At 69.6% G+C, this 26,935-nt stretch carries 23 protein-coding genes; 11 read left to right on the forward strand and 12 right to left on the reverse strand.

Annotated elements, in window-relative coordinates; all coding sequences use genetic code 11:
* Window positions 1-185 precede the first annotated feature (185 nt).
* Both LWF15_RS24820 and LWF15_RS24825 read left to right on the forward strand, forming a co-directional pair.
* Complete coding sequence (locus tag LWF15_RS24820) at window positions 186-2,690, forward strand: penicillin-binding protein (protein ID WP_232813329.1); 2,505 nt, start codon at window positions 186-188, stop codon at window positions 2,688-2,690.
* A 183-nt stretch (window positions 2,691-2,873) separates the two neighbouring features.
* Window positions 2,874-4,196 (forward strand): hypothetical protein, encoded by a 1,323-nt coding sequence (locus tag LWF15_RS24825; protein WP_232813330.1) that lies wholly within the window; start codon window positions 2,874-2,876, stop codon window positions 4,194-4,196.
* Between the two features lie 17 nt (window positions 4,197-4,213).
* On the opposite strand, the gene LWF15_RS24830 is transcribed toward LWF15_RS24825, so the two are convergent.
* Window positions 4,214-5,923: an IlvD/Edd family dehydratase gene (locus LWF15_RS24830; RefSeq protein ID WP_232813331.1), complete on the reverse strand. Its 1,710-nt coding sequence runs from the start codon at window positions 5,921-5,923 to the stop codon at window positions 4,214-4,216.
* Between the two features lie 126 nt (window positions 5,924-6,049).
* Here LWF15_RS24830 and LWF15_RS24835 point away from each other — a divergent pair, with 126 nt between their 5' ends.
* A complete protein-coding gene (locus tag LWF15_RS24835; RefSeq protein WP_352396700.1) occupies window positions 6,050-6,910 on the forward strand; it encodes a fumarylacetoacetate hydrolase family protein in 861 nt (286 codons plus the stop codon).
* Window positions 6,910-7,899 carry a zinc-dependent alcohol dehydrogenase gene (locus tag LWF15_RS24840; RefSeq protein ID WP_232813333.1) on the forward strand — a complete coding sequence of 330 codons (990 nt, stop codon included), beginning with the start codon at window positions 6,910-6,912 and terminating at the stop codon, window positions 7,897-7,899. The genes LWF15_RS24835 and LWF15_RS24840 overlap by 1 nt, the downstream gene beginning before the upstream one ends.
* 8 nt (window positions 7,900-7,907) lie before the next feature.
* On the opposite strand, the gene LWF15_RS24845 is transcribed toward LWF15_RS24840, so the two are convergent.
* The gene (locus LWF15_RS24845; protein ID WP_232813334.1) at window positions 7,908-8,492 is read right to left on the reverse strand and encodes a TetR/AcrR family transcriptional regulator; all 585 of its coding nucleotides are present in this window, start codon (window positions 8,490-8,492) and stop codon (window positions 7,908-7,910) included.
* 124 nt (window positions 8,493-8,616) lie between these two features.
* Between LWF15_RS24845 and LWF15_RS24850 the strand changes: the two genes are divergently transcribed.
* Both LWF15_RS24850 and LWF15_RS24855 read left to right on the forward strand, forming a co-directional pair.
* A complete protein-coding gene (locus tag LWF15_RS24850; RefSeq protein ID WP_232813335.1) occupies window positions 8,617-9,831 on the forward strand; it encodes an MFS transporter in 1,215 nt (404 codons plus the stop codon).
* Window positions 9,828-10,307 (forward strand): hypothetical protein, encoded by a 480-nt coding sequence (locus LWF15_RS24855; protein ID WP_232813336.1) that lies wholly within the window; start codon window positions 9,828-9,830, stop codon window positions 10,305-10,307. Before LWF15_RS24850 ends, LWF15_RS24855 begins: the two co-directional genes overlap by 4 nt.
* Here LWF15_RS24855 and LWF15_RS24860 read toward each other — a convergent pair.
* From LWF15_RS24860 to LWF15_RS24870, 3 genes are read right to left on the reverse strand one after another with little or no spacing between them, the layout of a single operon-like run.
* On the reverse strand, window positions 10,300-10,686 hold the full coding sequence (locus LWF15_RS24860) for a hypothetical protein (RefSeq protein WP_232813337.1): 387 nt from the start codon (window positions 10,684-10,686) through the stop codon (window positions 10,300-10,302). The genes LWF15_RS24855 and LWF15_RS24860 overlap by 8 nt on opposite strands.
* The gene (locus LWF15_RS24865; protein ID WP_232813338.1) at window positions 10,683-12,101 is read right to left on the reverse strand and encodes an APC family permease; all 1,419 of its coding nucleotides are present in this window, start codon (window positions 12,099-12,101) and stop codon (window positions 10,683-10,685) included. The genes LWF15_RS24860 and LWF15_RS24865 overlap by 4 nt, the downstream gene beginning before the upstream one ends.
* Window positions 12,094-14,040, reverse strand: coding sequence for a primary-amine oxidase (locus LWF15_RS24870; RefSeq protein ID WP_232813339.1), 1,947 nt, complete (start codon window positions 14,038-14,040; stop codon window positions 12,094-12,096). Before LWF15_RS24870 ends, LWF15_RS24865 begins: the two co-directional genes overlap by 8 nt.
* Window positions 14,041-14,237: 197 nt before the next feature.
* Here LWF15_RS24870 and LWF15_RS24875 point away from each other — a divergent pair, with 197 nt between their 5' ends.
* Window positions 14,238-14,843 (forward strand): TetR/AcrR family transcriptional regulator, encoded by a 606-nt coding sequence (locus tag LWF15_RS24875; RefSeq protein WP_232813340.1) that lies wholly within the window; start codon window positions 14,238-14,240, stop codon window positions 14,841-14,843.
* Here the strand turns inward: LWF15_RS24875 and LWF15_RS24880 are convergent.
* Genes LWF15_RS24880 through LWF15_RS24910 form a run of 7 tightly spaced genes read right to left on the reverse strand, consistent with a single transcriptional unit; the run spans window position 14,824 to window position 23,742 of the window.
* Window positions 14,824-16,263 carry an aldehyde dehydrogenase family protein gene (locus LWF15_RS24880; protein ID WP_232813341.1) on the reverse strand — a complete coding sequence of 480 codons (1,440 nt, stop codon included), beginning with the start codon at window positions 16,261-16,263 and terminating at the stop codon, window positions 14,824-14,826. The genes LWF15_RS24875 and LWF15_RS24880 overlap by 20 nt on opposite strands.
* 27 nt (window positions 16,264-16,290) lie before the next feature.
* Window positions 16,291-17,364, reverse strand: coding sequence for a 3,4-dihydroxyphenylacetate 2,3-dioxygenase (gene hpaD / locus LWF15_RS24885; RefSeq protein WP_232813342.1), 1,074 nt, complete (start codon window positions 17,362-17,364; stop codon window positions 16,291-16,293).
* 8 nt (window positions 17,365-17,372) lie between these two features.
* Window positions 17,373-18,869 (reverse strand): 5-carboxymethyl-2-hydroxymuconate semialdehyde dehydrogenase, encoded by a 1,497-nt coding sequence (hpaE, locus tag LWF15_RS24890; protein ID WP_232813343.1) that lies wholly within the window; start codon window positions 18,867-18,869, stop codon window positions 17,373-17,375.
* A 41-nt stretch (window positions 18,870-18,910) separates the two neighbouring features.
* Window positions 18,911-20,344 (reverse strand): fumarylacetoacetate hydrolase family protein, encoded by a 1,434-nt coding sequence (locus LWF15_RS24895; protein WP_232813344.1) that lies wholly within the window; start codon window positions 20,342-20,344, stop codon window positions 18,911-18,913.
* Window positions 20,341-21,123, reverse strand: a complete 783-nt coding sequence (locus tag LWF15_RS24900; RefSeq protein WP_232813345.1) for an HpcH/HpaI aldolase family protein — start codon at window positions 21,121-21,123, stop codon at window positions 20,341-20,343. The genes LWF15_RS24895 and LWF15_RS24900 overlap by 4 nt, the downstream gene beginning before the upstream one ends.
* The gene (gene hpaH / locus LWF15_RS24905; protein WP_232813346.1) at window positions 21,108-21,893 is read right to left on the reverse strand and encodes a 2-oxo-hept-4-ene-1,7-dioate hydratase; all 786 of its coding nucleotides are present in this window, start codon (window positions 21,891-21,893) and stop codon (window positions 21,108-21,110) included. The genes LWF15_RS24900 and hpaH overlap by 16 nt, the downstream gene beginning before the upstream one ends.
* Window positions 21,894-21,909: 16 nt before the next feature.
* Window positions 21,910-23,742, reverse strand: coding sequence for an FAD-dependent monooxygenase (locus LWF15_RS24910; protein WP_232813347.1), 1,833 nt, complete (start codon window positions 23,740-23,742; stop codon window positions 21,910-21,912).
* 115 nt (window positions 23,743-23,857) lie between these two features.
* Between LWF15_RS24910 and LWF15_RS24915 the strand changes: the two genes are divergently transcribed.
* The 4 genes from LWF15_RS24915 to LWF15_RS24930 all read left to right on the forward strand — a co-directional run bounded on the left by LWF15_RS24915 (window position 23,858) and on the right by LWF15_RS24930 (window position 26,922).
* A complete protein-coding gene (locus tag LWF15_RS24915) occupies window positions 23,858-24,532 on the forward strand; it encodes an IclR family transcriptional regulator (protein ID WP_408623962.1) in 675 nt (224 codons plus the stop codon).
* A 55-nt stretch (window positions 24,533-24,587) separates the two neighbouring features.
* A complete protein-coding gene (locus LWF15_RS24920) occupies window positions 24,588-25,319 on the forward strand; it encodes a VOC family protein (protein ID WP_232813349.1) in 732 nt (243 codons plus the stop codon).
* Between the two features lie 24 nt (window positions 25,320-25,343).
* Window positions 25,344-25,730: an MmcQ/YjbR family DNA-binding protein gene (locus LWF15_RS24925; RefSeq protein ID WP_232813350.1), complete on the forward strand. Its 387-nt coding sequence runs from the start codon at window positions 25,344-25,346 to the stop codon at window positions 25,728-25,730.
* A gap of 67 nt (window positions 25,731-25,797) precedes the next feature.
* Window positions 25,798-26,922, forward strand: coding sequence for an NADAR family protein (locus LWF15_RS24930; protein ID WP_232813351.1), 1,125 nt, complete (start codon window positions 25,798-25,800; stop codon window positions 26,920-26,922).
* Window positions 26,923-26,935 lie beyond the last annotated feature (13 nt).

Consider the following 26,935-nt stretch of genomic DNA (forward strand, 5'->3'; position numbering starts at 1 on the left):
CAAACGGTCGGGTCGTCGCGAACCTCGCGATGATCATGATCCTGACAAGCCGCTCGCCGAGGCGGTCCGGACCGGCTCACCCCGGTCCGGATCCGGCCTCGTCGGCGTGCGAACGACTTTCGAGAACCGGGCGCGCCACGCCCGCCGATCGGGTGATGTGGCGCCTGCCGGTTTAACCTTGGGTCATGTCGCCGGCACCCTCTCCGCGAAACGTCCTGGGTCTGCTCGGCGCCTTCGTGGTGACCAGCCTGGTGGCCGGCGTCCTCGCGGCCGGCCTGGCGGTCCCCGCGATCGGCGCGTCCGGCCTGGCCGCCACCAGCGCGATCGACGCGTTCAACGAGCTGCCCAGCGAACTGGAGCAGTCGCAGATGGCGGCCAACACCCGGGTGCTGGCGGCCGACGGCTCGCTGCTGGCCACGTTCTACGACGAGAACCGGGAACTGGTCGGCATCAAGCAGGTCTCGCCGTTCATGCAGACCGCGATCGTGGCGATCGAGGACGAGCGGTTCTACGAGCACGGCGGGGTCGACCCCAAGGGCCTGATCCGGGCGCTGGTGGTGAACGAGATCAGCGGCGGCGTCTCGCAGGGCGCCTCGACGCTGACCCAGCAGCTGGTCAAGAACATGCTCAAGCAGGCCGCCTACCTCAAGGGCGACATGGAGGCCTACGACGCGGCGCAGGAGCAGACCAACCAGCGCAAGATGCGGGAGATCCGGCTGGCCTCCGCGCTCGAGAAGAAGATGACCAAGAAGGAGATCCTCGAGGCGTACCTGAACATCGCCTGGTTCGGCGGGCAGATCAACGGGATCCAGGCGGCCTCGAAGTACTACTTCAACACCACCGCGGCCAAGCTCACGCTGCCGCAGGCGGCCACCCTGGCGGGCATGGTGCAGTCGCCGCCGCAGTTCAACATCGCGGTCAAGAAACGCCAGAAAGACGCTCTGGAGCGGCGCAACACGGTGCTGGACAAGATGTACCAGCAGGGCATGATCGACACCGAGACGCACGCGAAGGCGGTGGCGACCAAGCTCAAGGCCGACATCACGCCGACCTACCAGGGCTGCGCCAACTCGGGGATCCGGGCCTACTACTGCGACTACGTGTTCAACCTGCTCACTAAGAGCCCCGACTTCGCGTTCCTGGGCAAGACCGAGGAACAGCGGGCGATGGCGATCAAGCGGGGCGGCTACACGATCAAGACCCACCTCGACCCGAAGATCCTCAAGACCGCGTGGAAGGCGTCGATCGACGCGATCCCCCCGAAGGACGACAGCCGGGTCGCCACCGCCACGGTCACCGTGGAGCCGGGCAGCGGCAAGGTCCTGTCGATGATCCAGAACAAGTACTACAACCCCGGCAAGGGCCGGCAGAACACCACGATCAACTACTCCACCGACTTCAACTACGGCGGTTCCTCGGGCTTCCAGACCGGGTCGACGTTCAAGCCGGTGGTGCTGGCGGCCTGGCTGAAGGAGGGCAAGTCGCTGAACGCCAGCATCAGCGGGGCAGCCCCCTACGTGGCGGCCAACAGCAGCTTCAAGACGTGTGCGGACACCCCGCTGGTCGGTACCTGGACGGTGTACAACGCCAGCGACGGTGAGGGCGGCGGCAGCATGACGGTGATGAACGCGACCGCGCAGTCGGTCAACACCGCCTACGCCCGGATGGAACAGCAGCTCAACCTGTGCGACGTGGCCGACACCGCCGAGGAGCTGGGCATGCACCAGGCCCAGACCACCCGCGACCCGTGCATCACCGGCAACCTCGGCTCGGACGTGAAGAACCCGAAGACGACCACGAAGATCCCCGGCTGTGTGCCCTCGGTGGTGCTCGGGGTGGCCAGTCAGTCGCCGCTGACCATGGCCAACGCCTACGCCACGTTCGCCTCGGGCGGGATCTACTGCAAGCCGGTGGTGATCGCCTCGATCACCGACCGCAACGGCAAGAAGCTCGCGGTCCCGCAGCCCGAGTGCAAGCGCACCATGCAGGCCAAGGTGGCCAACACCGTCACCCTGGGCCTGAGCAAGGTGTTCACCGGCGGCACGGCCAGTTCCACCGGGCCGCTGGAGAGCGGCCAGCCGGCCTCGGGCAAGACCGGGACCACGAACAACTCGCAGGACAGCTGGTTCGTCGGCTACACCCCGCAGCTGGCCACCGCGGTCTGGGTCGGCCCGGAGACGGTCAAGGGCAAGCGCAAGGAGATGCGCCGGATCTACATCAACGGCGACTACCACTACAACGTGTACGGCGGCACCATCGCGGCACCGATCTGGAAAGAGATCATGACGGCCGCGCTCAAGGGCAAGAAGATCAAGGAGTTCCCGAAGGCCGACGCCAAGCTCACCCAGGTGCCCACCGCCGACGTGCCGTGGGTGGTCGGGATGAGCCCGGACGAGGCCCGGGACCGCCTGGAGGACGCGGGCTTCGGGGTCAGTCAGGGCTCGGAGCTGGAGACCTCCGACCAGCCGGCCGGCACGGTGGCCCGGATGGATCCCTCGGGCCGGGCCAGCGTCGGCTCGACGATCACCATCTACATCAGCGCGGGGCCCAACACCGGCGGCAACGACGAGGAGGACGGCGAGGACGGCGGGGACGGGGGCGATCAGGACGAGGACGAGGACGGCGGTCAGGACGAGGGCGACGGGGGAGGCGGCAACGACAACGCCCGGAACGCCGACGACGAGAGGTGACCGGCGCGGGTGAACCGCGCTGGACCGTGCTCGACCGGGCCTTGTCGTCCCGGCTGATCGCCGCATACGGTCGTGATCATGGTGGGGGATGCGCGGGACGAACGATTTCCACGAAGAGTGCTCAGACCGGCCCCAGAACCGGCGGGACCCGTGCCGCCGGGCGCGATTGCCGAGGCTCTGGGGGTGTCGGCATCGTTGGTGACCAGCGAAGCAGCCGAGGAAATGCGGGTTGCCTACCACCGGCGTCCTCTGGTTGGTCCCGACCGTGTGGCCGCACTCGCGCTGGCGAGCACCGCGATCGGCTCGTCGTGGCCGGGGTCGTACCCGACTCGGACCGAGCACGTCGGAAAACTGCGCATCCAGCAGTTGTTCCGACAGACCTACGGCGCCCACCTCGCCGAATTGCCGGCGATACTGCCGGAGCCGGGAGACGACCTTCGCTGGGTGGCCCGGGCCGACGCCGAACGTGGCTATCTGTTCGTCAGTAACCAGCGCGGACCACGGGACGTTCAGTTCGAGGTGCAGTTCGCTGAGCGCCGCATCGCGCTCCCTGCTGTGAAAATCCGCTCCCGCAGCTGTTTCGCCTGGCCGCTGCGCCAGCGCTTCAACGACATCCCGGCCCTCACGGTCACGGCCCAGCCGATCACCGAACTCGAGGTCGCCGACGAGACCTACGTCCTGTTCGCGGCCACGCCCGGCATCGACGTCGAACTGTTCGTCGAAGGTGTCGATGCCGACTGGGTGCTGCACGCTGACGTGGAGCCGGCCGAAGGCGGCCTGATCGTGCGACCGCAGCGCGAACCCGGTCAGAACTGCGAGATCTGGATCGGTATGACGACGCTGGTCTTCCTGGACGAGGCCACGGCCGAGGCCGTCCGGAAGGGAGAGGTGGCCGGCCGGGAAAGGCTGGTGGTCTGGGCCGGGGACGGCTGGTTCGACGGCGGTTTCCACGCCGTCGTTTCCGAGCGGGATCGTCCTCTGGACGTGTTCCCGGCGCTCGCCCAAGGAGTGACGCACGAGGGCGAGGGTTCGGTTTTCACCCGCTACCGCGTGCCTGGTGGCGATGTCGTTCACCCGTTGGCGATTCCGGTCTTTCCCGCGGCGGTTCCGGCCCCGGTGCGCAGAAACGACTTGCAGAAACAGTTCTCGGCCCCTCGCGACGAGGACTTCGAGATTCTGGAAGCCGTTTCGGTACCGATTCCGCCCGGACTGCTGGAACGCGCCGGACCGTTGATGCTGCGGCTCGCCTGGACCGGAGACGTTCTGAGGCTCTACGCGGGGCCCGAGCTGATCGCCGAGCAGTTCTGGTCCGGCCTCGAACTGGAGATCGACCTTGCTCCGTTCAGTCGCCGGATACTCGCCGAAGGCCTGTGGCTGAAGGCTTTTGCCTGGGGGCCGGACTCGGAGGTGTTCGTCGATCCTCGGGTACGCCCGCGAACCACGACCCCGCTGCTGACCGTGCACGAGGCGTCTCTGATCGAGATCCGGACACGAGAGATGCGCTGAACCGGGCGACAGCGAACCTAGTGGGACTCGCGGCCCACCTCCGGTCCGCTGGAACCGGTGAGGAAGTCGAGGTCGGCGCCGGTGTCGGCCTGCATGACGTGGTCGACGTAGAGTTTCTGCCAGCCGCGCTGGGGGGCCGCGTAGGCGGCGGCCGCTTCGGTGCTGGGGGTGCGGGTGGCCAGTTCGCTGTCGGGCACGTCGAGGGTGAGACGGCGGCCGGGCACGTCGAGTTCGATCCAGTCGCCGTTGCGCACCAGGGCCAGCGGGCCTCCGGCGGCGGCTTCTGGGGCGACGTGCAGAACCACGGTGCCGTAGGCGGTTCCGCTCATCCGGCCGTCACAGATGCGCACCACGTCACGTACGCCCTTCTCCAGCAGCTTCTTGGGCAGCGGCATGTTGGAGACCTCGGGCATGCCGGGGTAGCCCTTGGGCCCGCATCCGCGCAGCACCATCACCGAGTCGGCGTCCACGTCCAGCTCCGGGTCGTCGACGCGGGCGTGGAAGTCCTCGATGGAGTCGAAGACCACGGCGCGGCCGCGGTGCTGCAGAAGGTGGGCCGAGGCGGCGGCGGGTTTGACCACTGCGCCGGAGGGGGCGAGATTGCCCCGCAGGACGGCAATTCCGCCCTCGGTGAGCAGCGGTTCCTGGCGGGGGCGGATCACCTCGGTGTCCCAGATCGGGGCATCGTCGAGGTAGTCCACCAGCGGTCGCCCGGTGACCGTGAGCCCCGCCGGGTCGAGCAGGTCGCGTACCTCCCGCAGCACGGCCGGCAGGCCCCCGGCCCGGTGGAAGTCCTCCATCAGGAACCGGCCCGCGGGAGCCAGGTCGACCAGAAGGGGCACCTGCGAGCCGATCCGGTCGAAGTCGTCCAGGGTCAGGTCTAATCCGAGGCGGCCGGCGATGGCCAGCAGGTGCACCACGGCGTTGGTCGAGCCGCCGATGGCAGCCAGCGTGATGATCGCGTTGTGGAACGAGGCGCGGGTGAGGATGTCGCTGGGCCTGCGGCCTGCGGTGACGAGTTCTACTGCCAGTCGGCCACTTTCGTGGGCGGCGACCTTGAGGCGGCTGTCGGGTGCCGGAGTGCCGGCGGTGCCGGGCAGAACGGTGCCCAGTGCCTCGGCCAGCAGGCCCATCGTGCTGGCGGTGCCCATCGTGTTGCAGTGTCCCGGGCTGCGGATGGTGGCCTGCTCGGACTTCAGGAAGTCGGCCTGGGACAGGGTGCCCGCCCGGACTTCTTCGCTGAGGCGCCAGACGTCGGTGCCGCAGCCCAGTGGGACACCGCGGAAGGTGCCGGTGAGCATCGGCCCGCCGGGCACCACCAGGGCGGGCAGGTTCACCGAGGCCGCGGCCATGAGCAGGGAGGGGATGGTCTTGTCGCACCCGCCGAGCAGCACCACCGCGTCGATCGGGTTGGCCCGCAGCATCTCTTCGGTGGCCATGGCGGCCATGTTGCGCCACAGCATGGCGGTGGGCCGGACGTTGGTCTCGCCGAGGGAGACCACGGGCAGTTCCAGAGGGATACCGCCGGCCTCGTAGATGCCGTTCTTGACCGACTGCGCGACCTCACCCAGATGTGCGTTGCAGGGCGTCAGGTCGGAGGCGGTGTTCGCGATCGCGATCTGTGGGCGTTCGAAGGCCTTGTCGGGTACCCCGCGGCGCATCCAGGCGCGGTGGATGTAGGCGTTGCGGTCGTCGCCGGCGTACCACGCGGCACTGCGCAGGGCCATGGGCCACCTTCCAGCTATTGGAACACTTCATCCAACGGTGGAACGTGGCTATGGTAACTCCTGGGACGACCCGCGCCGGGGGCGTGGTCCACATTCTTGCTTCTTGTCGAAACCATCGGAGAATCCGTGTATCTCATGAGGATCGGAGCCCCTGGCGCCGAGAAGCCCGTTGTCCGCGTCGACGAGGACACCTATGTGGACGTCTCCGACCTGGTCCCCGACTTCGACGAGAAGTTCTTCGGGGCCGGTGGCGCTGCGGGTATCGCCGCCGCGGTGGCCGAGCGGATCGCTGCCGGTGCCGTGCGGGGTTTCGCGGACGAGCGGATCGGCGCCCCGATCGCCCGGCCGCACCAGATCCTCTGCATCGGGCTGAACTACAGCGACCACGCGGCCGAGACCGGCCAGGCCGTGCCGGCCGAGCCGATCCTGTTCACCAAGTCGCCCAACACCCTGGTCGGCCCGAACGACGACGTGCGCATCCCCCGCGGCTCGGCCAAGACCGACTGGGAGGTGGAGCTGGGCATCGTGATCGGGGCCCGCACCTCCTACCTGGACAGCGTCGAGGACGCCAAGAACGTGATCGCCGGGTACGTGGTGGTGAACGACGTGAGCGAGCGGGCGTTCCAGATGGAGCGCGGTGGGCAGTGGAGCAAGGGCAAGTCGGCCGAGACGTTCAACCCGGCCGGGCCCTGGCTGGTCACCCCCGACGAGATCGCCGACGTGAACGACCTGGACCTGTGGCTGGACCTGAACGGGGTGCGGCGGCAGACCGGCAGCACCGCCACGATGGTCTTCGACCCGTACTTCATCGTGCACCACCTCAGCCAGTTCATGGTTCTGGAGCCCGGCGACCTGATCAACACCGGCACCCCGCCCGGCGTCGGGATGGGCCACGACCCGCAGATCTGGCTGCAGCCGGGCGATGTGATGGAACTGGGCATCCAGGGGCTGGGTTCGCAGCGGCAGAACGTGCTCGGCCCCCGGTAATGCGGGCTCTGGTTCTCACCGGACCGGGCCAGGCGGAAGTGCAGGAGGTCCCGGCGCCGGTCGCGGCGCCGGGACAGGTGGTCGTGGACGTGGAGCGGGTCGGGGTCTGCGGCACCGACGTGGAGTTCTTCACCGGCGAGATGGCCTACCTGCACACCGGTGTCGCCCGTTACCCGGTGCGGCTGGGCCACGAGTGGTGCGGCCGGGTGGCCTCGGTCGGCGCAGGTGTGCCGGGGAGCTGGATCGGGCGCCGGGTCACCGGTGACACCATGCTCGGCTGCGGGCACTGTCGCCGCTGCCGGGCCGGGCGGCACCACGTCTGCGCCGAGCGGGCCGAGATCGGCATCCAGGGGCCCTTTCACGGCGCCCTGGCGGAGCAGTTGGTGGTTCCGGTCAACGCGCTGCTCGAACTGCCGGACGAGGTCGACGCCACGGCCGGGGCCATGGTGGAACCGGGTGGCAACGCCTGGCGGGCGGTGAACGCGGCGCAGGTGCAGGCGGGCGAGCGTCTGCTGGTTCTCGGCACCGGGGCGATCGGTCTGCTGGCTGCTCTTCTCGCCCGGGCCCAGGGTATCGACGTGCACCTGCTCGGGCAGTACGAAGCGCCGGGTCTCGAGCAGGCCTGGACCAGGGACTCGTTGCCCGAACTGGAGTGGGACGGCGTGATCGACGCGACCAACGCGGCGGCGCTGCCGGCCCTGGCGCTGGATCTGGTCGAGCCGGGCCGCCGGGTGGTCTACATCGGTCTGGCCGGGGTGCCCAGCACGATCGACACCCGCGATCTGGTGCTGCGGGACGTGACGGCGGTGGGGATCCTCGGCGCTTCGGCGGGACTGGCCGGCGCGGTCGCGGCCTATGCCGACGGCTCGGTGGATCCGCGCCCGCTGGTGGCGGCCACGGTGGGGCTGGATCGGGCCGGCGACGTGCTGGGCGGGTGGCGGCCGAATGATACGTCGGGGCCGAAGATGCACATCGACCCTCGGGTGTGAAAGACCTTTCAGGGGCGCGGTCGCTCGCTCTCGGCCGGTTCGTGGGCTGCGATCACGGCCTTCACGGTGCGCTCGACCAGGCTCCGGTCGGGTGTCCGGCCCTCGAAGACGCGTTGGAGCGGCCAGCCCTCGAGCAGGACGTCGAGGGCCAGCGCCGTTGAGGGGGAGAAGTGCTGGGAGAGGCTCTCCCGGGTGACGAAGAGCCAGTCACGGAGCAGTTTCCTCACGGCCTCGTTGTAGTTGCCGAAGGAGTACATCTCGATCAGGGCGGTGACGTCGGCCGGTGAGGCGTGCCCGACCCCGCAGATCAGGTTGATCAGGACCTCGGTGGCCTGCTCCCGGGTGCCGGCCGCCTGCAGGTCGCGCCGGACGTTCGCGGCCCAGGTCACGTACAGGTGGTTGAAGGCCTCCTCGAGGATGGCCGTCAGATCGTCGAAGTAGTAGGTGAGCGAGCCCAGGGGCACGTCCGCGGCGGCCGCTATCCGGCGGTGCGTCGTCCTGTGCACGCCCTGCTCGACGATGACCTGGAGCGCCGCGGCGATGATCCGAGCCCTGCGCTCAGGGTCGTTCGGTACCCGTCTGGCTCCACCCATGCCTCACCGTCCGCCGGAAACCGAGCCTTCAACTGCCGTCCTGAAGTGTGTACCTTAGTACAGACAAGTGTGGACTTACGTACACACCGCTGCGGCAGACGTCCGTGAGCGGTTCTGGAGAGTTGTGTCAAAGACGATCGCCCAGCGCCGCTGGGCACTGTTCGCCCTGTTCTTCCTCCCCGGGATCGGTATCGCCTCCTGGGTGACCCGCACCCCGGCCATCCGCGACGCGCTGGGCGCCTCCACCCAGGAGATGGGCCTGGTGCTCTTCGGCCTGTCGGTGGGCTCGATGGTCGGCATCCTGTCCTCCGGCGCCCTGGTGCTCAGGCTCGGTGCGCGCCCGGTGATCGCGGTGGGCACCATCGGCATCGTGGCCAGTCTGCCCACCATCGCCCTGGGGGCCGCGATCGATCAGCCCCCGGTGGTGACAGCGGGGCTGTTCCTGTTCGGCGCCGGGGTCGGTGGCGGCGAGGTAGCCATGAACATCGAAGGCGCCGACGTGGAACAGGAAACGGGTAAGCCGTTCCTTCCAGTGCTGCACGGTTGCTTCAGCCTGGGCACGTTCGTCGGTGCGCTGTTCGGCATCGCGGCCACGGCGCTGGACTTCCCCGTGGTCTGGCACCTGTGCATCGCGGGGGCGCTGGCCCTGGGGCTTTTCGTCTGGGCGATCCGGTTGATCCCGGCGGGTACCGGTAAGGCGGTGCGTGGGGTTCCAACAACGGACGTCGGTGGCGGGGACACGTCGGTCGGTTCCCCGGCCGTGTGGAAAGACAGCAGGCTGCTGCTCATCGGCGGCATCGTCCTGGCCATGGCGTTGGCCGAGGGGACGGCCAACGACTGGCTGCCGCTGCTCATGGTCGACGGCCACGGTTTCGACGAGGCGCTGGGCTCGGCCATCTTCGCTACGTTCGCCGCCGCCATGACCATCGGCCGGTTCGTCGGCGGGGGTTTCATCACCCGCTACGGTCGCGGCCGCGTGCTCACCGTCAGCGCGATCTTCGCCGCAGTGGGCCTGTCTTTGGTGTCGTTCCCCGACAGCCAGGTGCTGGCTGCCGTGGGCGTGGTGCTGTGGGGCCTCGGTGCCTCCCTCGGCTTCCCCGTGGCCCTGTCCGCGGCCGGCGACTCCGGGCCGAACTCCGCCGCCCGCGTCTCCCTGGTGGCAACCCTCGGCTACGTCGCCTTCCTCGTCGGCCCGCCGCTCCTGGGCTTCCTCGGCGAGCACTACGGCCTGCGCACGGCCCTGGTGGTCCCGCTGCTGTGCACCTGCGTCGCCGCCTTCATCGCCCGCGCCGCCGACACCGCCCCCACAGACGAACGAGACACGGTGGGGTCACGATGAAGGCGGGGCTGTTCGCGGCCAAGGAGGACAAGGTCTGGCTCGGCGCCCCACCGGCGCCGGAGGGGCCGGGTATCGAAATATCTCCAGCCGGACTCGTTTCCTGGGCTCACGGATCCGCGGAGCGGCACTACAGCTGGGACGAGGTGCGCGGACTGCAGGTACTGGTGGCTGAGCCAGGCATCAAGTTCCCGTGGCTCATCTCCTGGGGTGTGGGTCTGCTGCTGGCGGCAGTAGCGCTGTGGAGCCCCCGCGAGCCGGAGATGCTGCACGTCGTGCTGGAGAACGGTGATGAATTGACCGCCGTGACCACCGAGCCCTACGGGTATCCGGCCCGGGAGACCGACCTGGCCACCTCGCTGCTGCAGGGGCTGGCCCAGCGGGACGGGGCCCGTCACCACCTCGAGAACGCGGCTGGTTTCGTTTCAGCGGTGCAGAACATCAGGACCGACGAGCAGTTGGCGGTCTTTCTCAGTTGAGTTCCGTACGCCGCCGCAACAGCGGCCCGGTGAGGGCCAGCACGGCGAACTCCGGGATCAGCGGGACCAGGACGGCGAGCGAGTCGCCGTGTGTGTGCCCGCCGACCGGGATCACCGTGTGATGGGTGACTGTGGCCTCGAAAGGGGCGGTCACGGCGAAGAGGTGGCCCAGGTGCAGCACGATCATCGCGGCGGCCATGAGGGCGGCCAGGCCCAGTCCTTCGTTGCTGCGCCACAGGTGCGCGGCGCAGGTGAGGCAGGCCAGCGACATGGCGGTGAAGAGCACGGAGTGAGGGGAGAACCCCGGGTGGGGCAGCAGCATCAGCAGATGTGCCGCCCCACCCGCTGCGGCCAGGGCCGCGACGGTGCGATGGTTCACTCAAGCTTCCCGAGCAGGGTGGTGCTGGCCGTGGGCCGAAGGGCGGCCAGGACGAGTCCGGCCACCACCGACAGCACCAGCACCGCGTCGATCACCACGGCCAGGGTGGTGGAACCGCCGACCAGCAGCGGCATGTTCTGCACGGTGATCACCAGGCAGACGGCCAGGCCGAGCAGGCCCAGGCCGGGGGCGATGCGGGTCTGCCAGACGCGGGTGTCGGCCCGGGACCGGCGGAACCACAGCAGCACGGCCACGCTGGTCAGGAACATCAGCATCAGGATGCCCAGGGTCGCGGCGCCGGAGAGCCAGGCGAAGACCTCGGCCACCGGGTCCAGGCCGGCCCCGGCCAGGAGCAGCAGGAGCAGGGCGGCCGTGACGGTCTGGGCGATCGAGCTGATGTGCGGTGAGTGGTGGCGGGCATGGCTGCTGCCCAGCCGCGAGGGCAGCACGGCGGCGTTGCCGAGGGCGAAAAGGTAACGCGAGAGCACGTTGTGGAAGGAGAGCACGCAGGCGAACAGGCTGGAGACCAGCAGCACCTGCACCACGTCGCCGGCGGCCGAGCCCAGGTAGTTCTCGGTGGTGGTGGCGACCATGGTGCCGGGGTTGGCGTTGGCCTCGGCCACGGCTGCGTTCTCGCCCCAGCCGCTGATCACGGCCCAGGCCGACACCGAGTAGAAGGTGCCGATCACGGCCAGCGCCGCGTAGGTGGCGCGCGGGATGGTGCGGTCGGGGTCGCGGGCCTCGTCGCGGAAAACGGCGGTGGCCTCGAAGCCGATGAACCCGGCGATCGCGAACATCAGGCCGATGCCGGGGGCTCCGGAGGTCAGGGTGTCGGGCTGGAACACCCCGGTGGAGAAGCCTTCGGTGTCGCTGCCGCCCTTGGCCACCACGGCGAGGTCGAGCAGGAGCACGATGGCGATCTCGGCGATCAGCAGGACGCCGAGAACCTTTCCGGAGAGGTCGATGTGGCGGTAGCCGAGCAGGCCGGTGATCGCGATCGCGACCAGGGTCCACAGCCACCAGGGCAGGGAGGGGACGCCGTAGGAGACGAGCAGTTCGTTGACGGCGAAGCCGAGGTAGCCGTAGACCGCGCCCTGCACGGCCGTGTAGGTGACCAGGGCCAGGAACGCGGCGCCGAGTCCGGCCCCTCGTCCCAGGCCCTGCTCGACGTAGGAGTAGAAGGCGCCGGCGTTGGGCACGTGGCGGGCCATGGCCACGAAACCGACTGCGAAGAGCGCGAGGATGACGGCCGCGGCGGTGTACATGGCGGGGTAGCCGGCGCCGTTGCCCAGGGCCATGCCCAGCGGCACACTGCCGGCCACGACCGTCAGGGGTGCGGCCGCGGCCACGACCATGAAGACGATCGCGCCGGGGCCGAGGGTGCCGGTCAGCTTCTTTTCGGTCAGTTCAGTCATGGCAACCACCAGAGGACGCTGGGCCACAGTGGCCGGCGGAAGATGCGGGGACGTCGAGGGTCGGGTTGCGGTCGAAGAAGCCGACCGGTTTCAGCGTGAATCCGGTGTAGTCGACCGGCATGATCGGCCAGTCCTCCGGACGCGGGGTGTGGGTCAGGCCGAAGGTGTGCCAGAGCACCAGGTCCTGGTTGTCGAGTTCGCGGTCCTGGGCGGTGTAGGTGGGCAGGCCGGCCTGGCCGGGGTGCTGGTTCACGAAGTCCCCGGCGGCGTACCGTTCGGCGGGGTCGTACTGGGTCACCCAGAGGTGCTGGGTGGCGAAGGCGGCGCGGGCGGCCACCGACGACTCGGGGTCGGCCAGCAGGGTGGGCAGGCCCTCGGGGATGAGCGCGTAGGCGACGGGACGCCCCAGCCGGTTGAGTTTTTCGGGGTTGCTGACGTGCCACACCCGGTTCTTTCCCGGGTCGGCGTCGCGGCGGGCCTGGGACTCGCGGGCCAGAACGGTGGCCTGGGTGCGGAAGGCGTTGCCGCGCGGGTTCTCCGGGCCCTTGGGCACGCGCACCGCGTCGATCTCCTCGACCCGGTTGCCCACACCGTCCACCGCCATGTCCAGACGGGCGCTGAACAGGTGCTGGTGGAAGGGGGCGCCCAGGCCGGGGGCGATCTCGCTGGCGTAGGGGTAGTCGCCGCCCGGGTGGGCGCTGGTGAAGACGATTCCGGTGGCCTTGGCCTCGAACTCGATGGTGCCGTCGAGGTAGAGGTACCAGTAGAAGCCGTAGTCGTAGTTGCCGATGGTGGTGAAGAAAGAGACCACGAGCCGGCGCTGGCGGCGGGTGTGGCGCGAGCCGGACCACAGGTCGGTGTGCTTCCAGAGGATGCCGAAGTCCTCCTCGTGGATGCAGATCGCGTTGGGCAGGGTCTTGGGCCGGCCCTGGTCGTCGGCGATCACCGCGTCCAGATAGGTGATCTCGCCGAGGCAGTCGCACCCCAGTTCCAGGGCGTTGGCGTAGCGGCCGACCAGGTACTCGCCGGTGTCGAAGTAGTTCTGCCAGGAGCGCACCGGGGCCGGGTCGGCGTAGGGCACCACCATCTCGCTGATCGAGGCCCGGTGGATGATCGAGCGCGGGCCCTGGCCCTCGTCGAACCCGATCTGGTGCAGGACCAGCCCTTCACGAGCGTCGAAACCGACCCGCAGGGACCACTTCTCCCAGGTGAGCAGGTTGTCCTCGTCGATGCTGAGGCTGGAACCCTCGGGCTGGGTGATGTGCAGCGGTTTCTGGGTGGTGCGCGGCGGCCCGCTCACTGCCGGGTCGTCGTAGTTGCCGGACTCGGCCGGCAGGGCGACGGCGCCGTAGTCGATCACCTGGTCGACCACGTGGTTCATGGTGTCCACGTAGGCGAGCAGGTTGTCGATCGGGTGGGCCCAGGCGGAGTCGGCCGGGTGCTCCTGGTAGAAGGCCAGCCCGCGCAGCACGCGGCGACCGGCCTCGTCGGGGTACTCGTCGGCGTAGACCCCGGCCGAGAGCGGCGCCACCCGGACCTTCTCGATGTCCAGGCCGCGGGCCTCGATCGCGGCCAGCCAGCGTTCGTCCTTGCTCAGGAGCTGCTCGACGAGCTCGAACTCCTCGTCCAGGACGGGCAGGTGGCCGGTGGTCGCCGGGTCGAGGGTGACCTCGGAAACCACGGTACCGGAGGGGAGATCGACCAGGACGTCGCGGGAGACCTGGGTTCGCACGTCGAGGAGGAGCGCGCGGAAACGGCGGGTGGCGCTCTCGTCCGCGTTCCAGGCCAGGACCTGCGCCTTGGCCGGTTCTTCGAGGCCGACGTAGACGAAACGGGTTTCTTCACTGAGCAGTTCGTGGTGGTCGAGAGCGGCCCGGACGGCCTGGATCTCGACCTCCGTAACGGGGGCGAGGGGATGTCGTGGAGCGAGGTCTGTCACGGGGATTTCCTTTGCGAGCGAACCACTACCGGGGGAGGGGGTGGGCTACGGAGCAAGTAAAATCAACAGATGTACAAAATAAAGACCCTGGGCTGTTACGTCGAGGTAAATCCCGGATCGGTAGCCCAGCGGTCCGGACCCGGGGTCGCTGGCCTAGGGTGGAACGGAGGTGTCAGGCAAGAGAAGGGCCCGGCGTAGTGCCGAAGATCGTTGACCACGACGAGCGCCGCCGGCAGATCGTCGAGCTGGTCTGGCGGCTGATCGCCGAGGAGGGCATCCAGGCGGTCACCACCCGCCGCATCGCCGAGGTCTCCGGCACCTCGAACGGCGCTCTGCGTTACTACTTCCCCAGCAAGGAGGCGGCCCTCACCGCCGCCTTCGAGTACGTGGTGGACGCCACCAACCGCCGGGCCGACCGGGCCGACGCACACCGGCACGGCCTGGGCGGGCTGCGCACGCTGTGCCTGGAGATCATGCCGCTGGACGAGGAGCGCCGGGCCGAGGCCCGGCTGGTGATCAACTTCTGGCAGCAGGCCCTGAACTCCCCCGAGAAGGCCGCCCTGCACGCCGAGATCCAGCAGCGCTGGCGGGCCGAGATGACGGCGCGGCTGGACGAGGCCGAGGCCGAGGGCGAGGTGGTCGCCGGCGCGGCCGGGGCCGCCACGGTCGACGCCCTCGCCTCGTTCCTGCTGGGCCTGCAGATCGAGGCCGTGCTGGCGCCCGGGTACGCGACCCCGGAACGCCAGCTCGCCCAGCTCGAGGACTTCCTGGCCCGGTTGCGGCTCAGGCCGTCGGCTGGATGACCGTCTTCGGCACACTCACCACCTTGGGCACGGCCACCGCCTTCAGGCCCTCGACGCCGAACTCGAGCCCGTACCCGGACGACTTGACCCCGCCGAACGGGGCCATCGGGTGCACCCCGCCGTGCCCGTTGATCCAGACCGTGCCGGCCTCGAGCTGGTCGGCCACCGCCTGCGCCCGCTGCGGGTCGCTGCTCCAGACCGAGGCGCCCAGGCCCACGTCGAGGCGGTTGGCGCTGGCGATCGCGTCCTCCACCTCGGTGTAGCGGATGATCGGCAGGGCCGGGCCGAACTGTTCCTGATCGACCAGCGGGGCGCCGTCGCCCAGCCCGGTGACCAGGGTGATCGGGTAGAACAGCGGGCCCAGCTCGGTGGCCGGGGCGCCGCCGGTGACGATGGTGGCGCCGCGCTCGCGGGCGTCCTGGACCAGCCCGGCCACGATGTCGAACTGCATCGAGTTCTGCACCGGCCCCAGCACGCTCTCCTCGCTGAGCGAGGGCCCGAGCGGCATCTGGGCGGCCACCGCGGCCAGTGCCTCGACCACCCGGTCGTGGATCGACTCGTGCACGTACAGGCGCTTCAGGGCCGCGCAGGTCTGCCCGGTGTTGATGAAGGCGCCCCAGAACAGGTCGCCGGCGATCGCCTCGGGGTCGGCGTCGGGCAGGACGATCCCGGCGTCGTTGCCGCCGAGCTCCAGGGTGAGGCGGGCCAGGTTGGCGCCCGAGGCCTCGACGATCTTCCGGCCGGTGGCGGTCGAGCCGGTGAACATGATCTTGCGGACGTCCGGGTGGGCGACCAGCGCGGCGCCCAGTTCGCGGTCGCCGGACAGGGCGGTGAGCACCCCCTCGGGCAGTTCCTCGTTCAGGATCGAGACCAGCGCCAGCACGCTCAGCGGGGTGAACTCGGACGGCTTGGCCACCACCACGTTGCCCATCCGCAGGGCGGGGGCGATCTGCCAGATCGCGATCATCAGCGGCCAGTTCCAGGGGCCCACCGCGGCCACCAGGCCCACCGGGCGGTAGGTCAGCGTCGAGACCTGCTGCTCGTCCTCCACCACCACCTGGTCCTCCAGGACGGTGGCGGCGGTGGCCCGCAGCCAGGCCGAGCAGGCGCCCACCTCGAACCGGGCGTTCGGCCCGTTCAGCGGCTTGCCCTGTTCCCGGGCCAGCAGCCGGGCCAGGGGCTCGGCCACGGCCTCGATCCGCTCGGCCATCCGCAGCAGGCGGGCGCTGCGCTCGGCGTGGCCCAGTTTCTCCCAGGCCGGCTGGGCCTGCCGGGCCGCGGCCACGGCCCGCTGCAGGTCTTCGGGGCTGTGCTGCGGGGCCCGGCCGAGCAGTTGCCCGGTGGCGGGCTCGAAGATCTCCCGCCCGCCCTCGGCGGTCACCCGGTCGAGCAGGTCGGTCTCGGTCGTGCTTCCGGACATCGTCGTCCTCCAAGAAAGTCGGAGCTGTCAGAGCTGGTTGCCGAGCTTGAAGCCCTTTTCCACATCGCCCTCACGGGTGTACGAGAACCCGTCGGCGCCGATCGTCACGGCCATCTCGCTGGAGTCGGTGCGAGCCTGCAGCGGCACCGGCTCACCGTCCAGGTCCAGCACCGGCGAGGCCTCGGTGTACCAGCTGGGGACCACCGGGTTGCCCCACCAGTCGCGCCGCTGGTTGTCGTGCACGTCCCACGTCACCAGCGGGTTGTCCGGGTCACCGGTCCAGTAGTCCTGGGTGTAGACCTCCACCCGGTGCCCGTCGGGGTCGAGGATGTACAGGTAGAACGCGTTGGACACACCGTGCCGGCCCGGGCCGCGCTCGATCCGGTCGGAGATCCGCAGCGCCCCCATCTTGTCGCAGATGGCCAGGATGTTGTGCTTCTCATGGGTGGCGAACGCGACGTGGTGCATCCGCGGGCCGTCGCCCCCGGTCATCGCGGTGTCGTGCACCGTGGGCTTGCGGCGCATCCAGGCCGCGTACACCGTGCCCTCGCCGTCCTCGATGTCCTCGGTCACCCGGAATCCCAGGTCGACCAGGTGGGCGGCGGCCCGGGGGACGTCGGGGGTCACCTGGTTGAAGTGGTCGAGCCGGACCAGCGCGCCCGGGTTGTGCAGGTGGTAGGCCCAGGCCAGGCGTTCCACGTGCTCGACCTCGTAGAAGTACTCGATCGGGAAGCCGATCGGGTCGTGCACGCGCACCGCATCGCCCACGCCCCGCACGAAGCCGTCCTTGCGGCGTTCGACCCGGCAGCCGAGCTCGGTGTAGAAGTCCACGGCCCGGTCGAGCTCCTCGGGGGAGCGCACCCGGTAGGCGAACGCGGCCACGGCGGCGACCGGGCCCTGCCGCAGCACCAGGTTGTGATGGATGAACTCGTCGAACGTGCGCAGGTAGATCGCCTCGTCGGACTCCTCGGTGACCACCAGGCCGAGCAGGTCGACGTAGAACTCGCGGGACCGGGCCAGGTCGGTCACGACCAGTTCGAGGTAGGCGCAGCGCACGATGTCCGGCGGTGGGCTCTTCGGGGTCGGGATACGTTCGCTCATGGATGTTCTCACTTTGACGTGCCGAAGCGGGGGGAATGGGCGTCGGTCAGGGAGATGTGCACGGCCTGCTGGTCGGTGTAGAAGTCGATCGATCGGTAGCCGCCCTCGTGGCCCAGGCCCGAGGCCTTGACCCCGCCGAACGGGGTGCGCAGGTCCCGCACGTTGTTCGAGTTCAGCCAGACCATGCCGGCCTCGACGTTCTGGGCAAAGGTGTGGGCGCGCCTGAGGTCGTTGGTCCAGATGTAGGCGGCCAGGCCGTACTTCACGCCGTTGGCCAGCTCCAGGGCCTCCTCGTCGCTGTCGAACGGGGTGATCGCCACCACCGGCCCGAAGATCTCCTCCTGGAAGATCCGCGCCTCCGGCTTCACGTCGGCGAAAACGGTCGGCTGAACGTAGTTCCCGTCCTCCAGGCCTGCGGGCCGCTCGCCGCCGGCCACCAGGCGCGCCTCGCCCTTGCCGATCTCGACGTAGCCGAGCACCTTCTCGTAGTGCTCCGGGTGCACCAGCGCGCCGACCTCGGTGGCCGGGTCCGACGGGTCACCGACCACCACGTTCCTGGCGCGCTCGGCGTAGGCACCCACGAACTCCTCGTACACCGACCGCTCGACCAGCACCCGGCTGCCCGCGGTGCAGCGCTCGCCGTTGAGCGAGAACACGCCGAACACCGTTGCGTCGAGAGCCGCCTCGAGGTCGGCATCGGCGAAGACGACGGCGGGGGACTTGCCTCCCAGTTCCATCGACAGACCCTTGAGATACGGCGCCGCGTTGGCGAAGATGACCTGCCCGGTGCGGCTTTCGCCGGTGAACGAGATCAGCGGCACGTCGGGGTGCTTGACCAGCGCGTCGCCGGCCGTCTCGCCCAGACCGTTGACCAGGTTGAAGACGCCGTCCGGAACACCCGCCGCGCGGAAGATCCCGGCCCACAACGAGGCCGACAGGGGCGTGAACTCGGCCGGTTTGAGCACCACGGTGTTGCCGGTGGCCAGGGCCGGGGCCAGCTTCCACGACTCCAGCATGAACGGGGTGTTCCACGGCGTGATCAGGCCGGCCACACCCTTGGGCTTACGGTTGACGTAGTTCACCTGCCGCCCGGGCACCTTGTAGGTGTCGTCGCGCTGGGCCACGATCAGGTCGGCGAAGAACCGGAAGTTCTCGGCCGCCCGGCGGGCCTGACCCAGGGCCTGGGTGATCGGCAGGCCGGTGTCCCAGGTCTCCAGTTCGGCCAGGCGCTCGTCCTGTTCCTCGATCAGGTCGGCGATCCGGTGCAGCACGCGGGAACGGGCGCGCGGCAGTAGCTTCGGCCACGGCCCTTCGGTGAAGGCCCGGCGGGCGGCGGCGGCGGCCAGGTCGATGTCGGCCTGCTGGCCCGAGGCGGCCTGGATGTAGACCTCGTTGGTGGTCGGGTTGAGCACGTCGAAGGTCGCGCCGTCGACGCTGTCCACGAAGGCGCCGTCGATGAAGTGCTGGATCCGGTCGGGCAGGTGGTCCGGGGTGGGCTGGGGCATTTCACTCCTTACAAACAATGGACGAGGGGGGTCGGCGGGACTCAGAGCCCACCTTGCTTCTCGGTGCGGTACCGCTCGAGCCACTCGGCATTGGGTGGGAAGAGCCCGTCGACCCGGTGGCCGGCCGCGACCTGGGCCGCCACCCAGGCGTCCTGGGCCTCTTGCTCGGCCGCAGCCCGGACGACCTCGTCGAGCAGTGCGGCCGGGATCACCACCACGCCGTCGTCGTCGCCCACCACCACGTCACCCGGCACGACGGCGGCGCCGCCACAGGTGATGGTGGCGTCGACCTCCCAGGGCACGTGCCGGCGTCCGAGCACCGACGGGTGGGCGCCCTGGCTGAACACCGGCAGGCCGATGGCGGCGACGGCAGCGCTGTCCCGCACGGCGCCGTCGGTGACCACACCGGCCGCGCCCAGGGTGTGCGCGCGCAGGGCCAGGACATCGCCGACGGTGCCGGCGGTGGCATCACCACGGGCCTCGATCAGCAGCACCTCGCCGCTCTTCAGCGAGTCGAAAGCCCGCTTCTGGGCGTTGTACCCGCCGCCGTGGCCGGCGAACAGATCCGGCCGGTGGGCCACGAATCGCAGCGTACGAGCAGTGCCGATCATCCGGGTGCCCGGCGTCAACGGGTGAACGCCGTCGATGCTGGCATGCGGGTAGCCGCGCTTGCGCAGTTCGGAACTGAGGGTCGCGACCGCGACCTCGTTCAGCAGCCCGCGCAGCTCGTCGGTGAGAACCGGCGGTAGCCCGGCTGCCTCCGGTGACCCCCACGCCTCGGCGCGCTGCCGATCGTCCACCTGTGGTCGGGCCCCGAAGTCCGCAAAGGGCGCCGTTCCCTGCACCACCCGGGTGACCAGACGTCCCGTCGAAACCCCGCCCGGGACGCCCACCTCCACCTCGACCGTGTCGCCGGGAACCGCGACCGACGAGCCGGCCGGCGTACCGGTGAGCACCACGTCTCCGGGTTCGAGGGTGATCAGCTGGGACAGGTCGGCGATCAGCACCCCGAACGGGAACAGCAGGTCCGAGGTGGTGTCGTCCTGGGTGAGCTCGCCGTTGACCCAGGTGCGCACCCGCAGGTTCGCCGGATCGAGCCCGGCCGCCGGGATCAGTGCAGGGCCGAGTGGCGTGAACCCGTCGCCGCCCTTGTTGCGCAGGTTCGAGCCCTTGTCGGCAGCGCGCAGATCGTAGAGGCCCCAGTCGTTGGCGGCGGTGACCGCCTCGACCGCTGCCCAGCCCTCTTCCGGGCTCACGCGGCGGGCGGTGCGTCCGATGACCAAGGCGACTTCACCCTCGTAGGCCAGAAGCTCGGTCCCGTGCGGGCGTTCGATCTCACCGCCGGAAGCCGCCACGGACGAGGAGGGCTTGAGGAAGTACGAGGGAACGCGCGGCCTGCGGCCCCGCTGAGCCACCCTCGACGGGTAGTTCAGATGCACCGCGATGATCTTGCCGGGACGCTGGAGGGCCGTCACGGGGTCTCCTGAAGGTAGGTGGCGGCCAGGGCGTCGCTGCCCTTCGCGAGCAGTTGGACGTCGGCGCCGACCAGGATGAAGTCCGCGCCGGCCGCGAGATAGCGGTGGGCCAGTTCGGGGTCGAAGGCGTTGAGGCCGACCTTCACGCCCAGTCGCCCGGCGGCCGCGATGCAGGTCTCGACCGCCTCGATCACGTCGGGGTGGTTCTGCCGGCCCAGCAGCCCGAGCGATGCGGCCAGGTCGGACGGGCCGACGAAGATGCCGTCCACACCGGGGGTGGCCGCGATCTGCTCGACGTTCGCCACCGCCTCGGCACTCTCGATCTGCACGAACAAGGAGATGGTGTCGCGAGCCCGGGAAAGGTATTCCTCGAACCGGTTCCACCGCGAACCCCGGGCCAGGGCCCCGCCGACGCCACGGATGCCGTCCGGCGGGTAGGCCACGGCCCGGGCCAGTCCGGCCGCCTGGGCCGGAGTGTCCACCATCGGCACCAGCAGGTTCTGCACCCCGAGGTCGAGGTACTGCTTGATCAGCACCGGGTCGTCCGAAGGGGCACGGACCAGCGTCGGTTTCGGACCGACGGCGTGCAGCTGGGCCAGGATCGACTCCAGGCCGTTCGGGCTGTGTTCCGCGTCGATCAGCAGCCAGTCCAGGCCGCTGCCCGCGCAGATCTCCGCCACCAGCGGGCTGCCGCTGCACACCCACATGCCCACCAGGGGCCGCCCGGCCTGTTCCAGCCGGTCGGCGAACGTGGGGTCGGGCTCTACTCGAAACGGCACGTGATCGCTCCCAGGGTTGCGTAGTCGGCGTGCACGGTGTCGCCCCGGTGCACCCACATCGGGCGGGTGAACGAACCGGCCAGGACGATCTCGCCGGCCTCCAGTGCGCCGCCGTGCTGGGCGAGCTTGTCGGCCAGCCAGGCCACACCGGTCGCCGGATGGTTCAGAACCGCTGCGGCGAGGCCGGTCTCCTCGATCGTCTGGTTGCGGTAGAGCAGAGCTCCCACCCAGCGCAGGTCCACCGCGTCGACCGGCACCGGGCGCCCGCCCAGCACGATCGCGCCCAGGGCGGCGTTGTCGCTGATCGTGTCGACGATGGTGCGGTTGTCCATCTCGATGTGCGAGTTCAGGATCTCGAGGGCCGGCACCACGTACCGCGTCGCGTCCAGGACGTCGAACAGGGTGACGTCCGGCCCGGTCAGGGGCCGGCCCAGCACGAAGGCCAGCTCGACCTCGACGCGCACGTTGGAGAAGTGGTCGAACGGCACCACCGCGCCGTTCTCGTACACCTGGTCGTCGAAGATCACGCCGTAGTCGGGCTCGGTGATCCCGGTCGCGGCCTGCATCACCTTCGAGGTCAGGCCGATCTTGTGCCCGACCACGCGGTGCCCCTGAGCGGCCCGGCGCCGGGCCCACAGCGACTGCACCGCGTAGGCGTCCTCGATCGTCATGCCGGGGTGCCGGGCGGTGAGCAGCGGCACGGTCGTGTGGTCACGATCGGCCTGTAACAGCTCGTCGGCGATGGCCTCGATGTGCTGAGGGTCGAGCACGGAAACTCCTTGCAGATCAGGCGAAGATGCCGGCGAAGAAGGCGGAGAGTTCGTCGTGGGCGGTCAGCGGCAGCACGTTGGCCACGTACTGGTCGGGGCGCACCACCACGAGCGCCCCGTCCCGGCTGATCCGGCGTTCGGTGAAGATGTCGTGCTCCTCGCCGGTGGCGTGCACCTTCTCCCAGTCGGTGATCCGGAACCGCCCGCGGTCCGGTTTGAACACGGCCGGCACCCGGCGCAGGTCGATCTCGCCGAACTGCTGCTGGTAAACAATTTTCACGTCGAACCAGGCGTCCAGGTCGAGGTGCTGCGGAGTATGGGCCCGCACCGGTGAGGCCGGGTCGTCCGCGAGCCAGCCCGCGAACTGGTGAGCTGCCCCGCTGCCGGGCCGCGACTCGTCCGCAAATACGTAGATGCGCCAGCGGCCGTCGGCCCGGGCATGGTGGCCCAGGTGGATCGGGGTGGTGTCGCTGACCCGGTGCACGATCGCGGACTTGAACCGTTTGCCGATCGGGTAGCCGAGAGCCAGGTCCTGGTAGGTGTTCTCGGCGGTGAGCACGGAGGGCTCGTACTGCGTCATGAAACCGGCTGGGAACTCGAAGGTCTGCACGTAGAAGGTCTCCAGCAGACTGGGGTCGGGCATCTGCTCGGCGGGGGTGGCCATCAGCGTGGACCACTCCTTGTCGAAGGCGATCAGGTTCTGCGCCACCACCTGCCGCTCGGCCGAATAGGTCTGCAGCAGTGACTCGTGCGCCCGGCCCTCCAGCACGTGCCCGAGCTTCCAGGCGATGTTCCAGCCGTCCTGGATCGAGACGTTCATGCCCTGACCGGCCTTGGCGCTGTGGGTGTGGCAGGCGTCGCCGGTGATGAAGACCTTCGGGTCGTGGGCGACGTCGTCGAAGCGGTCGGTGAGCCGGTGCCCGACCTCGTACACGCTCCACCAGGGCACGTCCTGCACCTCGATGGTGTACGGGTGCAGGATCTTGTTGGCCCGCGCCACGACGGACTCCAGCGGGGTGGTGCGCACCTGGCCGTCGTCGTCCTCGGCCACCTCGCCGAGGTCCACGTAGAAGCGCGTCAGGTAGCCGCCCTCGCGGGGGATGAGCAGGATGTTGCCGCCGTCGTGGGACTGGATCACGCACTTGGTTCGGTAGTCGGGGAAGTCGGTGCGGGCCAGCACGTCCATCACGCCCCAGGCGTGCATGGCGGCCTGTCCCACGAGCTTGCGGCCGATTGCCTCGCGCACCTGGCTGCGGGCGCCGTCACAGCCCAGCACGTACTTGGCGCGGACGGTGCGGGTGACGCCCTCCTCCCGGACCTGCACCAGGACGGCGTCGTCGGTGACCTCGAGCCCGAGGAACTCGACCCCGTAGTCCGGGACGGCGCGGGCGGGCGAGTTGTGGGCGAACTCGGCGAAGTAGTCCAGCACCCGGGCCTGGTTGAGGATCAGGTGGGGGAACTCGCTGATGCCGGAGGGGTCGTCGGGAACCAGCTTGGTGCGCACGATCTCGGCGGGCCGCGCCGGATCGGGGCGCCAGAAGGCCATCGAGTAGATCCGGTAGGCCTCCTCGATCAGCCGGTTCGCGAACCCGAAGGCCTGGAACGACTCCACGCTGCGGGCCTGCAGACCGTCGGCCTGACCGATCTCGAGCCGGCCGGGACGGCGCTCGATCAGCCGGGTGACCACGTAGGGGAACTGCGCCAGCTGCGCGAAGGCGGTCATCCCGGCCGGGCCGGCTCCCACGATCAGCACGTCGACCTGGTCGGGAAGCCGTTCCGGGCGCTCCGGGCCGGCGGCCGGTTCCCGGCGGGGATCACCGGACACGTAGCCGTTGTCGTGGAACTGCATTCCGACCCCCTGCCGCCGTTGGCATGTTCTATAATCGAACGAGCAGACCGATTATCGACCTGCTGATGGGAACGGTATGTTTCCAGGAATGCCCGCGCAAGGGGTCGGAGGAGTTTTGGTGGCGGACGGTCGGGCGGAAGGGCCCCTGCAGACGTTGTCGCGGGGAATCGCCGCGCTGGAGGTGCTGGCGGCCGCCGACGAGGCCCTGTCCATCGGGGAACTGGCCACCCGCCTGGGCCTGCACCGCTCGATCACCTACCGGATCGTGCGCACGCTGGAGCACCACGGGCTGGTGGCCCGCGACGCGGCCGGTGATCTGGTGCTCGGCGCCGGCCTGGCCACCCTGGCCCGCAACGTCTCGCGTGACCTGCAGACGGCGGTGCTGCCCGAGCTCACCGCCATCGCCAACGAGTGCGGCATGACGGCGTTCCTGACCATCCTCGACGGGCAGGAGATCGTGACCCTGATCAGCGTGGAACCACGCGCCGCAGTGGCCACCGTGGCCCAGCGTCCGGGCACCCGTCACGCCCTCGACCGCGGTGCCCCCGGCCGGGCCGTGCAGCGGGTGGTCAGTCGCGACCGCGGCGCTCTACCTCACGCGCTGCCCTACGAGACCAGCCACGACGAGGTCACCCCCGGGCTCTCCTCCATCGCCGTCCCGCTCGATGTGCCTGGTCAGCAGCCCGCCGCCATCGCCGTCGTCTACCTGACCGGAGGCACGGTCGACGTGGCCGCCATCGGTGAGAGGCTCGCCGAGGCGGCCACGATCGTCCGTAAAGACTTTCGCTGAACCAGTACCGGCTGGTTCCCCTCGGGCGTCGCCGCGCGAGCATAGGGTTGGCGGCATGACGGAGAACTCCATCAATGCGCGCGTCGAGGCGGTCGCTCTCGATGCGGCCGACATCGAGGGCCTCGCCGGTTTCTACACCTCGCTCACCGGCTGGACGATCGCCCACGCCGAGAGCCACTGGATCACCGTGCGCACGAAGGAAGGGTTCGAGGTCGCGTTCCAGGCGGCCCCCGACCACGTGCCGGCGCAGTGGCCCGGGCAGGAGCACCCGCAGCAGTTCCACCTCGACCTGCTGGTCAGCGATCCGGAAGCGGCCGCGCAGAAGGCCGAGCAGCTCGGAGCCACCCGGCTGGGGGCGGGCTCCAGCTGGATCACCATGGCCGACCCGGCCGGGCACCCCTTCGACCTGTGCCTGAGGGAGGGCGTGGGCGAGGTGGCCGGGCTGTACGCGGCCACCATCGACGCCCCCGACGCGGCCGGGCTGGCGGCCTTCTACGCCGAGCTGCTCGGGATCAAGGTGGCCTACGAGGGGCCGGAGGGCGCCATGCTCACCCCCGACAAGAGCTTCGTGGTCATGTTCCAGCAGATCAGCGACTACACCGCCCCGCAGTGGCCCGACCCGGAGCACCCGCAGCAGGCCCACCTCGACATCAAGGTCGACGATCTGGACGCCGCAGAGGCGCACGCGCTGAAGGCCGGCGCCACTCGCGTACCCGGCGACCAGCCCACGTTCCGGGTGTTCCTCGACCCGGCCGGGCACCCCTTCTGCCTCACTCTCGCCGGCTGAGGCACGGCCGTGGCCCATCCGAAGATGTTCGACGACGCGGACCCGTTCCTGCTGCGGGTGCGTGAACTGGCCCTGCGGTTCCCGGACGCGGCGGAGAAGGTCTCGCACGGGCGCCCGGCGTTCTACACCACGAAAGTCTTTGCCTACTACGGCGGCTCGGTACGTCAGGCGGGGGAGTGGCTGGCGCACGACCAGTCGGTGATGGTGCTGTGCGAACCGGATTCCCGCACGGCCCTGGAGCAGGACGAGAGATGTTTCGTGCCGGCCTATCTCGGTCCGGCCGGCTGGATCGGCCTGGACCTGGACGAGCGAACGGACTGGGACGAGGTGGCCGAACTGCTGGAGGATTCCTACCGGCTCACGGCCGGGGTGCGCCGGGTGGCCCGCCTCGATCGCCTCTCGGCCGAATGATCCGGCCCGGCAGTGCAAGTACCGACTAGGAACGGCCGGTGGGGGCCACAGGGCCATACTCAAGATCATGAGTCGACACCGGCGGACCTGGCGAACGGTAGACGGCGAGCGGGTCGAGGGGACATGGCGGCCCGCCTTCATCCGTAACGGCGACGATCACTACCTGACCGATCTGGTGATCTACGCCGACGCAGTGGTGGACTGCTGGGAGCTGCTGACCCTGGCGGAGTTCGAGCTGAAGCTGGCCAGTGGGCGGGTAGCGACCGAGATCCCGGACGGTGCCCGGGCGTCGGCGCATCACCTTGCCTCGTGGACCTTCTCGGACGTCGAGACCTGGGTGACCGCAGACATGCTGCTCGGTGAGGTCAGGGACGAGGTCGAGCGCCTGAACGGGCGTCCCGACTCCTCGGCTCGCTGCGTCGAGGCGGCTCTCAGGTTTGCCGGGGAGCCGAGCGAGGCCCAGCGGGACCGACTGCGGGCGGCCTACGCCGCAGTTCCCGAGCACCTGCGCCGATACATGCTCGGTGACATGGAAAGCAAGGACCTGCCGGTGCAGTTCCTGGTTGCCGGGCCGGGTCACCGGACGGTCGACGGGGTGGTGGTGACCGAAGACCGGCACGCCTGGGCTTTGCAGTACTTCGCCGACCGTGAGGCCTCAAAGGTATTGACGGGCAAGCGTAGGGTTCCGGAACCGGAGGGGACAGGCACCAGCATCTACATTCCGCAGGTGACCTTCCCTGAGGGGTACTCGCAGGAACTCGGACTGTTCTGCCTGCGGAACGAGTTTCCTGCCCAGGTCGTCGTGGACGGGCGCACCTATCCCAGCGTCGATCACGCTTACTGGTGCAAAGCGGTGCTCGATGAGGACGTGCGGGCGCGGGTGCTCGCGGCCGAGGCTCCGTTCGGGACCAAGCGGGCGGTGCAGGGCCGGCGGCTGCGCGAGGGCTGGGAGGTGATGCGTCTGGCGGTGATGACCGACCTGTTGCGCGCGAAGTTCGCCCAGCATCCCGATCTGGCCGCGGTCCTGGCCGGCACGGGGGCCTCGCGTCTGCTTCACACCGGCTTCGACGCGCCGTTCTGGGTGGTCCATGGCGACGAGGGCCGGAACTGGTTGGGGCGCCTGCTCGAACTGGTCCGATCCGAGCGTGCGCTCGCACGTGATGCGGGCCCCGCAGGGCAGTCGCTGAGCTGACCGCGTTACGGGG

It is taken from the genome of Kineosporia rhizophila (assembly GCF_021277265.1).
GTDB classification, from domain to species: Bacteria; Actinomycetota; Actinomycetes; order Actinomycetales; family Kineosporiaceae; genus Kineosporia; species Kineosporia rhizophila.